The sequence below is a fragment of the Thermus arciformis genome (assembly GCF_900102145.1).
GTDB classification, from domain to species: Bacteria; Deinococcota; Deinococci; order Deinococcales; family Thermaceae; genus Thermus; species Thermus arciformis.
In genome coordinates this window covers 21042-35469 of the sequence record NZ_FNBC01000001.1, presented here as the reverse complement: position 1 = coordinate 35469, position 14428 = coordinate 21042, and the positions used below count along the sequence as shown (strand labels likewise).

The following is a 14428-nucleotide window of genomic DNA, read 5'->3' as shown; positions in this document are numbered from 1 at the left end:
TTCGCCCGGCAGGCCCAAGCCAGCATGGGGTGGGATTACAGGACCAGCACCGCCCTCCCCTCCCAGGGGGCTTCCTTCAGCCTCTCCATGGCGTTTTGGTGGCGGAGGGCGTACATGGCGTAGGGGAAGACCCGCTCCTGGGGAAGCCCCAGGGGGAGGAGGTGGCGCTTCAAGCGCTCCAGGTGGTGGAGGAAGACCGCGTCCCGGGAAAGCCGCGCCCGGAGCACCTTGCGAAGAAGCCGCTCCCCTTCGCCCCCAAGCCGGGCAAGGAAGCGGCGGAAAGGGCGGTCCAAGGTGGGCTCCAGGGCCCGGGCCCGCTCCGCCAGGGCCTGGACCTCCTCCAAAAGCCCTGCGAGCTCCCCTTCCAGCTGGCGGAAGCCCTCCAGGTTCTCCCGGAGGGCCTCGAGGAAGGCCTCCTCCCCCCGGTCCACGAAGGCCCAGGGGTCTAAGCGGTAGCGCTCCAGGATGCGGCGCACGGGGGGTTCCAGGACCACCCCCTGCATCCTCAGGAAGAGGGCGGGCATGGGGAGGCCGTGAAGGGCGTACACCCCGGAAAGCTCGGCCACGTAGCGGAACTCGTTGGGCCCCACCACGAAGCCCGCGGTGGGGAGGACCAGGTCCTGGAACACGGGCCTAAGCCCCGCCGCCGGGGTGAGGCGGGAGGGGTCGGCCTGGAGGATCTCCCGAAGCTCCTTTGCGGTGTAGCGCCGCACCCCGTCGGTGAAGGCCCCCTCCCGGTAGAAGAGGAGGCGGCGCTCCTCCGTCTCCAGAAAGAGGTTGGTGGCCCCCGGGGGGCGGCCTAAAGGGGGCTTCGCCCCTAGGTCCTTAAGGCGCCGGGCCCCCTGGTTGATGGCCTCGGCGCTGGCCAGGGGGTCGGAGAGCTCCCGCTCCAGGGCCTCCCGGAAGAGGGGGGCGAGCTCCTCGGCCATGGGGTCAAAGGGAAGAAGCCCCCGCTCCCCCAGGAAGGCCAGGAGGACCCGGGCGAAGAACTCGGAGAGGGTCTCGGCCTCCAGGGCGTAGGCCACCCGGGGGTCTTGCGCCCAGGGGCCCAGGAAGTCCTGGAGGGCCTTCCGGTGGGGGGCAAGGGGCAGGCGGCCCGAGGGCTTAGGGGGCAGGGGGAGGGAGAGGGTCTTTAGCTCCTCGTCCTGGAGGAGGTGGAGGTGGCGCACCTCCTCCACGTCGTGGTCCTGGGAGGCCACCCAGAAGACCCCGGCCGCCCCCGCCCGATGGGCGAGGCAGAGGGCGGTATGGGCCTTGTAGAAGGTGAGGGCGGGCCCCCCCAAAAGCCCCGCCTGCTGACCCGTGACCACCGCCCCGGCCTCGAGGCGCTCCAGGGCGGAAAAGGCCTCCTCGGGGGCCTGGAGGCGCTTGAGGTAGGCCCGGAGGGCTTCCCCAAGCTTCGGGTGGCCCTTCCGGCCCAGCTGGGCCCTCAGGGCCTCCTCCCCTTGGGGCAGGTTCAAAAGGCGGGCCAAAAGGGCGGGCTCCATGCTTCAGAGCCTAAAGCGCCTCCGCCAGCCGGGCAAGGGCCTTGGGGTCTAAAACCTCCACCCGGCGGTAGCCGAGCTCCACCCAGCCCTTCAGGGCCCACTCCCCCAAAAGCTTGGTCACCGTCTCCCGGGTGGCCCCCACCATGCGGGCCAGGTCCTGGTGGGAGAAGGCCACCTCCCCCCCCTGGGCCAGGCCCAAAAGGAGGCGGGCCAGGCGGCTTCCCACGGGGAGGTGGCGCGTCTCCCAAAGCCGCTCCTCCGCCGCCTTGAGCCTCGCGTAAAGGGCCTTCAGGAGGAAGGCCTGCACCTCGGGGAAGCGGGCCAAGAGGCCCTGGAGGGCCTCCTCCGGGGCGAAGAGGAGCTCCGCGTAGGTGAGGGCCAAGGCCCCCGCCCGGCGCCTCTCCCCCACCAAAGCCTCCTCCCCCAAAAGCCCCCCCGGGCCCACCACCCCCAGGGTGGCGGGCCCCTCCAGGGGCCCGGGGCGCTCCAGAAAGACCCACCCCTCCCGCACCAGGTAGAGGCCGTCCGCCCGGTCCCCCTCGGCGTAAAGCCGGCCTCCCCGCCTCACCCGGAGGGGCCGGAAGGCCTGGAGGGCCGCCTTTTGGGCCTCGGGGGAAAGCTCCTGGAACATGCCCACACTATAAGAAGAGGGGTTCGGGGGAAGGGGGAAGAAGCCCCCTGGCCTCCGCCTCGGCGAAAAGCCGGGCCACCGCCTTCTCCCCCTCCTCCCTCACGTCCAGGCTGAAGGCGTTCACGTAGGTGCGCACGTGGGCCCAGATCACCTCCTCGGAAAGCTCCTGGGCGTGGGCCTTAAGGTAGGGCAGGGTCTCCTCGGGATGGGCCCAGGCGTACTCCAGGCTCCTGCGCACCGCCCGGTCCAGCTCCCGTATAAGTTCCTCCCCAAGGTCCCGCCGGGCCAGGATGGCCCCCAAGGGGAGGGGAAGGCCGGTCTCCCCCTCCCACCACTCCCCCAGGTCCACCACCCGGAGGAGGCCGTAGTTGGGGTAGGTGAAGCGGCTTTCGTGGATGATGAGCCCCGCCTCCACCTCTCCCTGGGCCACCATGGGGAGGATCCGGTCGTAGCGCACCTCCACGGGGGAAAACCCCTCGGCGTAGAGGGAGAGGAGCAAAAAGGCGGTGGTGTTCCGCCCCGGGATGGCCACCCGAAGCCCCTCTAGGCTTGCCAGGGGCCTTCGGGCCACCAGAAGGGGGCCCACCCCCCGGCCCAAGGCGCCCCCGCTCCTCAGGGCCACGTACCGGTCCCGCACCCGGCCGTAGGCGGCGTAGGAGAGCTTGGTGAGGGGAAGCCTCCCCTCCAGGGCCCAGCGGTTCAGGGTCTCCACGTCCTCCAAGACCGGGGCCACCGGGAGGGGGGTTTCCACCCGGCCGTGGGTCAGGGCGTAGAAGATGAAGGTGTCGTTGGGGCAAGGGGAGTAGCCGAGGCTCAAGGCTTCCATGGGCCTTACTGTACCCCCTTGAGGGCCTTCTTGAGGATCTCCGGGGCGAAGGCCTTGAGGGCCCGGAGGAACCCCGTGGCCCCCCGGGCCCGGCCGGGGATGACGTGCACGGGCACCCCCAGGCGCTCGGCCTCGAGGCGCACGGGCTCGGAGAGGTCGTGGCCCACGTAGCTGGAGACGATCATGAGGCCGTGGGCCTTCTCCAGACGGCTTTGGATGCGCCTTAGGGCCTCCTTCCCCACGCCCACGGTGTCCGCGTCGTACCAGTCCACCCTAAGGCCCCGCCCCTCCAGGAAGGGCACAAGGCGGCTCCGGAGCTGGGTATGCCCCCCCACCACCAGGAGGTGCTCCCCGTGGAAGCGGGGGAAGTCCTCCTCTAAGAGGTCCCCGGGGGACTCGGGCAGGCGAGGCGCCTCCTCCCCCAAGGCCTTAAGGCCCTCCCCCACGGCCTTGAGCTCGTCCAGGTAGAGGGTGAGGCTCTCGTCGTGGGGCCTGAGGAAGAGGAGGTTCCTGAGGATCTCCCGGGCCAAGGCCAGGTCCTTCTCCCGGTAGAGGGCCACCTCCAGGGCCTTCTGCCAGTGTTCCGCCGCCCGGCGCCAGTCCCCCTGGGCCTCGTAGTGCTCCGCCAGGTCAAAGAGGACCTCCAGGGCCTGGGGGTAGTCCCGAAGCTCGGCGAGGAGCAGGGCCTCCGCCTCCGCCATCCTCCCCGCCCCGTAGAGGGCGGCCAGGTACTGCCCCCGCACGGCCTCGGCCTCGGGGCTTTCCCGGAAGGAGCGGGAGAGGCGGTAGGCCAGGGCGAGAAGCTCTAGAGGCGGGTTCGGGGTGCGGCCCAAGGCCTGGTAGAGCAGGCTGAAGGCGGCCCAGGGCCCCTCCAGCTTTTCCAGAAGCCCCAGGAGCCCGAGGAGGTCCTCCTCGGCCACCGCCTCGAGGCCCCTGTCCCGCGCCCGGGAGAGGAGCTCCCGGGCCAGCACCTCCTCCCCTCCCTCCAAAGCCTCCTGGGCCAGGCGGAAGAGGTAGGGGGCGGGGTAGGCCCTTAGGGCGTGGGCCCGCTTGTGGTCCCCCAGGACCTCCTTGAGGGGCCGCCCCAGGGCGCGCTTCACCTCCGCCAGGTGGTGGTAGGCCATCCCCGCCACCTCCCCCTCCCCATGGTGGGCCGCCCCCTCCAGGAGGTGGAGGGCCTGGTCCAAGCGCCCCTCCCGCTTCCGGAGGACGCCGAGGAGCAAGGAGGCCTCGGGGATCTCCGCCCGGCTCAGGGCCTCGGTGAGGTAGGGCTCCACCGCCTTCAGGTCCTCCCCCCGGTAGGCCAGGGGGGTGCGGAGGCGGAGGGCGCTCAAGGCGAGGCCCAAAAACCCCTCGGGCTCGTCCAGGTCGGCAAGCCTGCGGGCGTAGCGCTCGGCCCGGGCGAAGAGGCCCTGGAAAAGGGCCGCTCGGAGGCCCAGGCGGAGCATCTCCCGGGTGAGAAGCCGCGGGGAGAGGTCCTCCACGAACTCCGCCCGGCGGCTCACCTCCGCCCACTCCCCCTCCCGGGCGAAGCGGCGCATGCGCTCCGTGATGCGCTCCAGGGCCTCCCGGGTGTAGAACTCCGCCTCGGGGAGGCCCGACTCCACGAACTCCCGGAGGGCGTCGGCGTACCGCCCCTGGGCCAGGTAGACCCGGCCCAGGGCCAGACGGTACCGCCCGCCCCGCGCCGCCAGGGTCTCGAGGCGCCCCCTGGCCCGCTCGTACTCCCCGAGCTCCACCAGGACCAAGGCCCTGAGGTCCTCCGCCTCCTCGGAAAGGGCCCGCCTCAGGGCCTCCTCCGCCTCGGCGTGGCGGGAGAGGGCATAAAGGGCCTTTCCCCTCAGGTAGGCCGCCTCCCCCGCCGCCTCCTCGGGCAGGCGGGCCAGGACCTCCTTGTGGTTGCCCGCCTCCAGAAGCGCCCGCACCTCCTCGAGGTCCACTCCCCCGGCCAAAAGGGGCTCGGGCTCCTCCCAGGGCTCCTCCACCCCCTCCTCCCAAAAGGCCCAGGCCAGGGCCTCGGGCCTTCGGGCGAAGACGAGGAAGTACTCCCCCTCCCCCACCCGCTCCACCCGGTCAAAGCCCAGGCGCCTAAGGCCCTCCTCCACCCCCTCCGGGCTCTTGCCCAGAAAAGGCCCGTGCCCATAGACGAGAAGCCCCCCGGGGCGGAGGAGGCGCAGGAAAAGGGGGAGGCGCTCAAAGAAGGCGAAGCGCTTCCAGAAGGCCTCAGGGGCCAGGCGGCTTTCCAGGTCCTGCTCCACGAACCCCTCGGGGAAGACGGAGAGGAGGAGCAGGGTGTCAAAGGGGGGAAGCTCGGCCTCCTCCGCCCAGCCCAGGTGCCAGACCACCTCGGGCACCTTCTTTTTCCCCACCTCCGCCGCCTCCTCCACCCCCTCCAGAGCGTGCCACTCCAGGTCGGGCCGCTTCCTTTGCAGAAAGCCCACCAACGCCCCGGTGAAGGGGCCCACCTCCAAGACCCGCCCCTCCACCCGGGGGGGGAGCTCCTTGGCGTAGAACTCCAGGAAGGGGAGGTGCATCCCGTAGACCAGGGCCTCCCCCTTGGGGACCTTCAGGACCTCCCGGTAAAAACTTCGCACCGCCTCCCGCCCCCCGCCCTCCAGGTAGGCCCGCCAGGCCTTGAGGAGGGGGGCCCGCTTGGCGGGGCTTCCCACCCACTTGGCGAGCTCCGCCTCAAAGCGCCCCGGGGAAAGAGGCCCCTGGACGCCGAAGCGCTCCTTCAGGTAGAGCCTTAGCTCCTCGGGCATTTGCCGGGAGTGTACCAGAAAAGAAGGGGGGCGGTAAAGCCACCCCCCTGGAAGCCCCCTCCCCTAAGTGCCCGCACCTTGATTTCGCCCCATGGGACGCCGGGGGTAGGGCTTTGCGAAGGCTCTTGTGGGGCCCCCGCTCTGGCGCAAGCCAGAGCAGGGTACTTAGGCCAAGGCAGGGTGCTCCGCCTGGAAGAGGTCGGCGTAGCGGCGCTTGGCCCGCGCGGGGGCCCGGTGCCAGACGTAGGAGGCGAGGAGGGGGAAGGCGAGGGTCGCCTCGGCGAAGACCATCTGGGAAAGGCGCGCGTCCACCTTGCCCCAGCTTTGGGCCTCGGAGAGGGTGGAGCCGGAAAGCCCCCCGTCCCTTTCGTCGGCCACGGTGATCTGGATGGCGTACTTGTGCATCTCCACCTGGTGGCCCAGGACCTCCGCGGCCACCACGATGTCCTGGGCGAAGTTCTTGGGCACCCCACCCCCGAGCATCACGAGCCCCGTGGTGCCCGCCTTCAGCTTGATCTCGGTAAGCTCGCGGAAGTCGGCCACGGAGTCTATGGTCACGTGGGCCTCGGGGTGCTTCACCTGGTGGTAGACGAGGCCGAAGCCCGCGGAGGAGTCGGAGAAGGCGGGGACGAAGATGGGCACCCCCTCCTCGTAAGCGGCCCGCACAAGGCTCTTCTCCCCCAGGCCCCTTTCCGCCAGGTAGCGGCCCATGTGCCAGATGAACTCCCGGCTGGAATAGGGGCGGGGCTCTAGGCCGTCGGCGATCTCGGCGATGGTGTAGTCCGTGTGCCTTAGCTCCTCCTCGTCAATGTAGGTGTCGTAGATGCGGTCAATCCAAAGGCGCCTTAGGGTTTCGTCGTCCGCCCTCGGGTCCCCCTGGTAGTGGCGGTGGCCCAGGGCCTCAAAGAAGTCCTGGTCCACGATGTTGGCCCCCGTGGCCACGATGACGTCCACCAGGCCCTTCCGGATGAGGTCGTGGACGATGAGGCCCTGGCCCGCCGAGACCAGGCTCCCCGCCAGGGTGAGGATGACGCAGGCGTCGTCCTCCAGCATCTTCAGGTAGATCTCCGCCGCCCGGTGGAGGTTCCTGGCCTGGAAGGCCGTTTTGCCCATGGCCTCGAGGATGGGCCCGGCGTCAAAGGCCTTGACGTCTATGGGGACCACGGGCGTAGAGAGGAGGTCCTTCTTCTGCATCCTTTCTCCTTTCTACGCGGGGTGGGCGTCGGGCGGCTCCCCCCCTTTCGCGCCCCCTGCCTTTTAGGGCAGGACCTCAAGTATACCACCCCCGGCGATGGGGGGGTAGACCTCGAGGGGGCCTTCCACCTCCTCGTCCAGGCCCACCGCCTTGTCCCCCACGGCGAGGAGCCAGACCTCCTCCAGGGGAACCCCAAGCCTCTCCAGGGCCTCCCTGGGGGTCTTGGCCTCCACCTGGAAGCGTTCGCCGAAGCGGCGGAGGTCGCCGTGAAGGACGACTTCCATCAGCTCACCTCCCGCAAAAAGGAACGGACCGAAAGGATGCGCAACCCCTTCACCTTAAGGGAAAGCAGGTGGCTCTTGTCCCCGGTCACCAAGCAGTCTGCCCTTCCCGCCAGGGCAAGGCCCAGGAGGAGGTCGTCGTCGGGGTCCGGGGAAAGGCCGGGGGGACGGGGGCGGGCCACCACCTCTGCCTGACGGCGCAACAGGTTGACGAGCCTACCCACCTTGGCGCGGGGCAGCTCGGGAAACTTGTCCCGCAGCACCCGCCGAAGCTCCCGCAACTGGACCTCGGCGGTGAGGAGGGTATACCTGCCCTCCAACCACAGGTCCACCACCTGGGCGGCCGCTCCCTGGGTCAACAGGGCCGCCACCAAGACGTTGGTGTCCAGGACGACCCTCACACCTCCAGGCGGCGGGCCACCTCTTCCTCGGTGAGCCCCTGGGAAGCGGCCGTGGCCCTAAGCTCCACCACCAACCGGGCCAGGGCTTTCCGCTCCTCCTCTACCGCCAGGTGGAGGAGCGCCTTGCGCCAGCCCCGGCCCCGTGCACGGCGGAAACGCTCCAAAGCCTCGGCCACGTCCTCGGGGAGAGCAATACGCCGCATCCTCCTCCAGGGTAGCACTTTTCCCGCAAGGGTGGCCAAGTGCCCGGGGTCCCCGTGCTGGCCCAAGCGGGCACGGGGTGGCCTTAATACCCCTCCCGCACCACGTTCAGAAGGGGCTCCCCCCGGAGGTACCGCCCCACCTGCTCGGCGAGGAAGCGGGCTGCTCTCCGGGAAAACCCCTCGGAAAACCCGGCCACGTGGGGGGTGAGGACCACCCCCTTAGCCCGCCAGAGGGGGTGGTCCTGGGGAAGGGGCTCGGGGTCGGTGACGTCCAAGAAAGCCCGGACCCGCCCCGCCTCCAGGGCCTTGAGGAGGGCCTCCGTGTCCACGAGCCCTCCTCTCCCCGCGTTCACCAGGAGGGCCCCCTCCTTCATCCGGGCGAGGAAGTCCCGGTCCACGATGCCCCGGGTCTCGGGGGTGAGGGGAAGGAGGAGGACCACGGCGTCCACCTGGGGCAGGAGGCCGGGCAGGTCCTCCCGGGTGTAGACCCCGGGGCGAGGGTGGCGGGCCACGGGGAAAAGCTCCACCCCAAAGGCCCTAAGCCGCTCCGCCACCGCCTTCCCGATGGACCCGTAGCCCAAGAGGAGGACCCTCTTCCCCTCCAGGTCGGAAAGCCTCCTCGGGGCCCAGCGCCCTTCCCTCTGGGCCTCGAGGAAGCCCGGGAGGTCCTTGAGGAGGGCGAGGAGGGCCAAGACCACCCACTCGGCCACGGGGGCGTCGTGGATCCCGGAGCCGTCGCAGAGCACCACCCCCTCGGGGACGAGGGGCAGGATCCAGTCCACCCCGGCGGAGAGGGTCTGGACCACCTTGACCTCCACCTCCTCCAGGACCCGCCGCACCACCTCCTCCTGGCCGAAGGGGGGGAGGAAGAAGTCCGCGGCCTTGGGCCAGGGTTCGTCCAGAAAGCGCACCTCCACCCCCTCGGGCAAAAGGGCGAAGACCTCCTTAAGCCTCGGGGCCAAGATCCTCACGGCGCACCTCCATGTACACGTCCTCCTTCCCCTTGGGCCCGGGGCCCAAGCCCACCTCGCGGAAGCCCGCCTTCTCAAAGGCCCGCCTCGCCCTCAGGTTGTGGGCGAAGGTCCTGAGCTTCACCCGCTTCAGGCCCAGGACGCGGAAGGCGTGGTCCAGGGCCGCCCGCACCGCTTCCGTGCCGTAGCCCTGCCCCCAGCGGTCCTTCCGCCCGATGAGGATGCCCAAGGTGGCCTCCTCGGGGGTGAGGTCGTAAAGCTCCAGCGTCCCCAGGTACTCCCCCTTCTCGTCCAGGATGACGAAGGCCATCCGGTCCTTGCGCCGGGTTTCCGCCAGGACGAAGCGCTTGAAGAGCCAAAAGGGCGAGCGCAGGGGGCTTGAGCCGTTCCACTCCGCCACCTCGGGGTCGCGGAAGGTCTCGTAGAGGCCCTTCCACTCCTCCTCGGAAAGCCCAGCGGAAAAGGGCTTGAGGACCACGCGGCCGAAGCGGGGCCAGTCCACACCACTAGCCTACGGGTAGAGGCCCCGGAGGGCCCGGGCCTCGAGGACCCGGGTGGCCGCCACCACGTAGGCGGCGGTGCGCAAGGGGATCCTCTTCTCCTGGGCCACCTGCCACACCGCCTCAAAGGCGTTGCGGAGCACCCGCTCCAGGCGGGCGTGGATCTCCTCCTCCGTCCAGAAGTAGGAGTTGAAGTCCTGGACCCACTCAAAGTAGCTCACCGTCACCCCCCCGGCGTTGGCGATGACGTCGGGGACCACCAGGACCCCCTTCTCCTGGAGGATGTCGTCGGCGGCCGGGGTGGTGGGGCCGTTCGCCCCCTCGGCGATGATCCGGGCCCGGATGCGCCAGGCGTTCTGCTCGGTGATCTGCTTCTCCAAGGCCGCGGGGATGAGGAACTCCGTGGGCACCGCCCAGAACTCGGGGTTCGGCAGGGGCTCCGCCTTGGGGTAGCCCCGCACCCCCCCCATCTCCGCCACGTACCGCCCCAGGTCGTAGGGGTCAATGCCCGCCTCGTGGTAAACGGTGCCGGTGTGGTCCTGGACCGCGATGATGCGGGCCCCGTGGTCGTGGAAGGTGCGGGCGGCGGCGCTTCCCACGTTGCCGAAGCCCTGCAGGGTCACCCGGCTCCCCTCTATGGGGAGACCGATCTTCTCCGCGGCCGCCGCCGCGGTGACGAACACCCCCCGCCCCGTGGCGTCCCTCCGGCCCAAAGAGCCCCCCAAGGCCACGGGCTTCCCCGTGACCACCCCGGGCACGGTGCGGCCCACGTTCATGGAGAAGGTGTCCATCATCCAGGCCATCTCCCGCTCCCCGGTGTTCACGTCGGGGGCGGGGATGTCCCGGTCGGGGCCGAGGAGGATCCCGATCTCCGAGGTGTAGCGCCGGGTGAGGCGCTCCAGCTCCCGCACGGAGAGCTTTTTGGGGTCCACCCGGATGCCCCCCTTGCCTCCCCCGTAGGGCAGGCCCACGGCGGCGTTCTTGATGGTCATCCACCCCGCCAGGGCCATGACCTCGGAGAGGGTCACCTCGGGGTGGTAGCGCACGCCGCCCTTGGCGGGGCCGCGGGCGGTGTTGTGGTGGACCCGGTAGCCCTCAAAGTGGGCCACGGTGCCGTCGTCCAGGTGGATGGGCACGTCCACGATGAGGATGCGCTTGGGCCGCTTGAGGCTTTCCGCCAGGGGGGCGAGCCGCCCCAGGTAGGGCACCACCCGGTCCACCTGCTCGGTGAAGATCTCCCAAGGGCCGCCGTCTTTTCCCAGGTAGGAAAGGGGTTCGCTTCTCATACCGGCTCCTTCACGGGTAGACGCCCCGAAGCCGCGTGGCCTCGTTGACCCGCTCCAGGGCGAGGGCCAAGGCCCCGGTGCGGAGGTCGGCGGCGAGGGCCTCGGCCTTCCCGCACACCTCGGCCACCGCCTTGGCCACGCTCTTGGCGAAGCTTCGCCGCACCTCCTCTTCGCTCCAGAAGAACATGTTCAGGTCCTGCACCCACTCCAGGTAGCTCGCGAGGAGCCCCCCGCCCCCGGTGAGGAGGTCGGGGACCACCAAAACCCCCTTGCCCAGGAGGTAGGCCTCCGCCTCCAGGGTGAGGCCGAAGTTGGCGGCCTCCAGGACCGCCTTAGCCCGCACCCCCTTGGCCACCTCTCCGTCCAAGGCGCCCTCGAGGGCCGCCAGGACCAGGTAGTCCACGGGGAGGGCAAAAAGCTCCTCCGGGGCGAGGTCGTAGCGGGGAAGCTCCCCGGTGGCCTCGTAGTGGACCAGGATCTCCTCCACGGGAAGCCCCTCCTCCTGGAAGATGGCCCCCCGGCCCGTGGACACCGCCACCACCTTCAGGCCCATCCTCTGGGCGTGGAGGGCGAAACTCCCCCCCACCTGCCCGAAGCCCTGCACCGCCACCTTGGCCCCCTCCAGGGGCAGGCCCTGCCGCCGGGCCAGCTCCTTCAGGACCAGGGCCACCCCGAGCCCCGCGGCGTCGTCCCGGCCCTCGGTGCCCCCCAGGGCGTGGGGCTTTCCCGTGACCACCCCGGGCACGGTGGAGCCCACGGTCATGGAGTAGGTGTCCATGATCCAGGCCATCACCCGTTGGTCGGTGCCCAGGTCGGGGCCCAGGATGTCCATGTCCGGGCCGATGAGGTTCACCAGCTCGGCGGTGTAGCGCCGCACCAGGCGCTCAAGCTCCCGGGGGGAAAGGGCCTTGGGGTCGGCAGCGATCCCCCCCGCCGCCCCGCCGAAGGGGAGGTCGTAGACCGCGGCCTTCAGGGTCATCCAGGCCGCGAGGCCCGCCGTCTGCCCCAGGGTGACGGAGGGGTGGAGGCGCACCCCACCCTTGGCGGGCCCCCGGGCGATGTCGTGCACCACCCGAAAGCCTTGGAAGACCCGCACCTTGCCGTCGTCCATCACCACGGGCAAGGAGACGGTCACCAGGCGCTTGGGGTGGGCCAGGTACTCCAGCGTGGTGGGGTGGACCTGGGCCACCTTCAGCGTTCGCTCCAGCCGCTCCAAAAAGGCCTCCCAGAGGCCGGGGTCCTCCGGGGGCCGGTAGGCGGACAGGCTCATAGCATCACCGAGGGGGATTATACCCCGCTCGCCGAAGGCCAAAAGCCCCTAGGCGAGGCGCCTGGCCTCCGCCAGGGCCAAGGCCTCCAGGGCCTCCTTGTAAGGGGAAGGAGGAAGGGGCCCCAGGGCCTTCGCCGCCAAGAGGGCCCGTTCCCGGATGCGCCCCTCCACCTCGGCCGCCACCCCGCTTTCCTGGGCCAGGGCGCGGAGGCGCTCCAGGTCCCCGGGCTCCCGCCCCTTGCGGCGGAGGATCTCCCGCACCTCGGGAAAGCGCTCCATGAGGAGGAGGGTGATGAGGGTGGCCTTGCCCTCCCGCACGTCCCCGCCCACGGGCTTGCCCAGGGCCTCGGGGCTTCCCATGAGGTCCAGGTAGTCGTCCCGCATCTGGAAGGCCTGGCCGTAGAGGAGGCCGAAGCGGGAAAGGGCCTGGCGCACCTCCTCGGGCTCGCCCTTAAGAAGGGCCGGCCCCTCCGCGGCGAGCTCCATGAGCACCGCGGTCTTGGCGGTGATGATGCGCTCGTAGTTCTCCAGGGAGTAGTCCTCGAGGGCCGCCACCTGGAACTGGAGGACCTCGCCCTCGGCGAGGGTCTTGGCCACCTGGGCGAAGCGCTCCACCAGCTCTATGCGCCCCGTCTTGGCGATGACGTGGAGGAGCCGGGAAAGGAGGAAGTCCCCGGAAAGCACGGAGACGGCGTTCCCGTACCTGCGGAAGGCCGCCTCCTTGCCCCTGCGGGTCTCGGCGTCGTCAATGAGGTCGTCGTGAAGGAGGGTGGCGGAGTGGAGGAGCTCCACCGCCAGGGCGAGCTCCAGCTCAAAGGGCGCCCCCCCTAAGGCCCTCGAGGCCAGGAAGACGAGCCGGGGCCGGATGCGCTTGCCCCCCGCCGTCACCAGGTCCTGGTGGATGAGGCGGATGAAGAGGACATCGGACTGGACGAGCTCGGAAAGAGCCTCTTCAAAGCGGCGGAGGGGGGCCTCGAGGGGGGGAAGGGCGGTCACGTCCCCCAGTATAAGCAAAGGCCCCGGGAAAACCCGGGGCCAGCCCACTCTACCTTGCGCTAGGGCTGATAGTTCACCCGGACGCCGTTCGTCCAAGTGTCTCCACCGGTGTAGTAGACCCTGGCCGTGATTACCCGGTCTCCCGACAAAGTGGGGTCGTGACCCGGGGAGGATTGGGTGGTGTTCCAGGTGTAGATATAGATTTGAGACCCATCCCCCGCCGTATTCGAAGTCGCGTCCCCTTGGTACTGGCCGTTGATGTAAATTGCCACCCGCGTCACGCTAACCCCTGGCGGAAGCGTACCGTTAATCCCCACTGTGATTGTCACAATGGACCGATCGGCTCCAGGCCCCACCTTATCCCCCTCAGCAGGCGTGGTGATCACAAAGGCAGAGCCAACCTCCACCGGGATCGTGGCCTGAGCTTGCGAACCCTGCACGTCCACCACTACCACTTTGAGCAGGTAGCTTCCGGGTTGCACCTGAAGAACGTCCCAATTCAATGTGTAGGTGTTGCCAGACTGCGTTGGCGTTCCGGGGACCTTACTTATGGAGTTCTCGTCGGGACCGAAGTAGAACTCTACCCTGTTTATCGGTCGGAGAGCCTGAACTTCTACCCGGAGGGCAACCGAACCCGCCACCTTCTGATTAGGTGTGGGGTTCAACCAGAAAACCTTCGGCGCGTTCGCCACCGTCACCGTGAGGGTGGCCTCCGTGGCGTTCCCCGCAACGTCCACCGCACGGGCCTTGAGCGTCACCGGACCGTCCGGGTAGCCCGCGGTGTTCCAGCTGAAGGTGTAGGGCGCCGAGGTGGCCTCCCCAAGCTTCGTGGACCCCGCGAAGAACTCCACCTTGGCCACGCCCACGTTGTCCGTGGCCTCCACCTCCAAGGTCACCAGCCCAGACACCGTCGCCCCGTCCGCCGGACGCCTCCACACCACCGTGGGCGAGGCACGGTCCACTGTGACGGAAACCAGGGTTTCTTGAACATTACCGGCCAAGTCCTCCGCAACGACGCGCAAAGCCACAAGGCCCTCGGGAAGAACGTCCCTCTTCACCGTAAAGATGTACTCCCCTCCCGAAGCTCCGAGTTTCTCCTCCAGGAGAGTGGCGTCTGCGAAAAGCTTAACGGACTTGATCCCCGAGTGGGTGTCCTGAGCCCGTACCCTCACTTCCAAAGAAGTGCTACTGAGCGTTACCGGAGAGGTTGGAGCCAAGACGGTGATTTGCGGTTTGTCTTTGTCAAAAACGAAAGAAACCGGATCGCTTTCCTTTACAGAAGAGCCGGCCTGGGCTTCGGCCTTTAAGGTGTAGGTCCCCGAGCTTAGGGATTCCGGAAGGGTCCCCCGCCACACGCCCCCACTCGGGGCCAAAGGAATCTCGCCCGAGGAAGGGCCATCATACCTTAGCTTGGCGCTTTCCACCCGCCCGCCCGTGGCGGCGATACGCACTTCAACTTCGCGCTGGTTGGTATAAGCGCCCGCTGTGGGCTTGCTGATGCCCACGGAAAGGCTCACTGTTCCTTGGCCTGTGGAGCTTCCCCCAAGGTTGCATCCCCCAAGGAGGAGCGCCACCCCTGCCAAGATGGATGTCCAAGGCTGCTTCATCTATACCTCCTC

14 protein-coding genes are annotated in these 14428 nt (G+C 69.3%); all 14 read right to left on the bottom strand.

Annotated features, from left to right (window positions below; translation table 11 throughout):
- Window positions 1-35: 35 nt before the first annotated feature.
- The 14 genes from bshC to BLP62_RS00200 all read right to left on the bottom strand — a co-directional run bounded on the left by bshC (window position 36) and on the right by BLP62_RS00200 (window position 14416).
- A complete protein-coding gene (bshC, locus tag BLP62_RS00265; RefSeq protein WP_093004707.1) occupies window positions 36-1487 on the bottom strand; it encodes a bacillithiol biosynthesis cysteine-adding enzyme BshC in 1452 nt (483 codons plus the stop codon).
- Window positions 1488-1497: 10 nt separating this feature from the next.
- A complete protein-coding gene (locus BLP62_RS00260) occupies window positions 1498-2118 on the bottom strand; it encodes a Crp/Fnr family transcriptional regulator (protein WP_093004705.1) in 621 nt (206 codons plus the stop codon).
- A 7-nt stretch (window positions 2119-2125) separates the two neighbouring features.
- Window positions 2126-2944 carry a menaquinone biosynthesis family protein gene (locus tag BLP62_RS00255; RefSeq protein ID WP_093004703.1) on the bottom strand — a complete coding sequence of 273 codons (819 nt, stop codon included), beginning with the start codon at window positions 2942-2944 and terminating at the stop codon, window positions 2126-2128.
- 5 nt (window positions 2945-2949) lie between these two features.
- A complete protein-coding gene (locus tag BLP62_RS00250; protein ID WP_093004701.1) occupies window positions 2950-5706 on the bottom strand; it encodes a tetratricopeptide repeat protein in 2757 nt (918 codons plus the stop codon).
- Between the two features lie 165 nt (window positions 5707-5871).
- On the bottom strand, window positions 5872-6900 hold the full coding sequence (locus BLP62_RS00245) for a 1,9-bis(guanidino)-5-aza-nonane synthase (RefSeq protein ID WP_093004699.1): 1029 nt from the start codon (window positions 6898-6900) through the stop codon (window positions 5872-5874).
- Window positions 6901-6963: 63 nt separating this feature from the next.
- The gene (locus tag BLP62_RS00240) at window positions 6964-7185 is read right to left on the bottom strand and encodes a hypothetical protein (protein WP_093004697.1); all 222 of its coding nucleotides are present in this window, start codon (window positions 7183-7185) and stop codon (window positions 6964-6966) included.
- On the bottom strand, window positions 7185-7583 hold the full coding sequence (locus tag BLP62_RS00235; protein ID WP_093004695.1) for a putative toxin-antitoxin system toxin component, PIN family: 399 nt from the start codon (window positions 7581-7583) through the stop codon (window positions 7185-7187). The genes BLP62_RS00240 and BLP62_RS00235 overlap by 1 nt, the downstream gene beginning before the upstream one ends.
- On the bottom strand, window positions 7580-7786 hold the full coding sequence (locus tag BLP62_RS00230; protein WP_176758102.1) for a hypothetical protein: 207 nt from the start codon (window positions 7784-7786) through the stop codon (window positions 7580-7582). The genes BLP62_RS00235 and BLP62_RS00230 overlap by 4 nt, the downstream gene beginning before the upstream one ends.
- Window positions 7787-7869: 83 nt before the next feature.
- A complete protein-coding gene (locus tag BLP62_RS00225) occupies window positions 7870-8757 on the bottom strand; it encodes a 2-hydroxyacid dehydrogenase (protein ID WP_093004693.1) in 888 nt (295 codons plus the stop codon).
- Window positions 8732-9259, bottom strand: coding sequence for a GNAT family N-acetyltransferase (locus tag BLP62_RS00220; protein WP_093004692.1), 528 nt, complete (start codon window positions 9257-9259; stop codon window positions 8732-8734). The genes BLP62_RS00225 and BLP62_RS00220 overlap by 26 nt, the downstream gene beginning before the upstream one ends.
- 9 nt (window positions 9260-9268) lie before the next feature.
- Window positions 9269-10543, bottom strand: coding sequence for a Glu/Leu/Phe/Val family dehydrogenase (locus tag BLP62_RS00215; protein ID WP_093004690.1), 1275 nt, complete (start codon window positions 10541-10543; stop codon window positions 9269-9271).
- A 10-nt stretch (window positions 10544-10553) separates the two neighbouring features.
- The gene (locus tag BLP62_RS00210; protein ID WP_093004687.1) at window positions 10554-11813 is read right to left on the bottom strand and encodes a Glu/Leu/Phe/Val family dehydrogenase; all 1260 of its coding nucleotides are present in this window, start codon (window positions 11811-11813) and stop codon (window positions 10554-10556) included.
- Between the two features lie 48 nt (window positions 11814-11861).
- A complete protein-coding gene (locus BLP62_RS00205; RefSeq protein ID WP_093004684.1) occupies window positions 11862-12809 on the bottom strand; it encodes a polyprenyl synthetase family protein in 948 nt (315 codons plus the stop codon).
- 59 nt (window positions 12810-12868) lie between these two features.
- On the bottom strand, window positions 12869-14416 hold the full coding sequence (locus BLP62_RS00200; RefSeq protein WP_093004681.1) for an Ig-like domain-containing protein: 1548 nt from the start codon (window positions 14414-14416) through the stop codon (window positions 12869-12871).
- Between the last annotated feature and the right edge of the window lie 12 nt (window positions 14417-14428).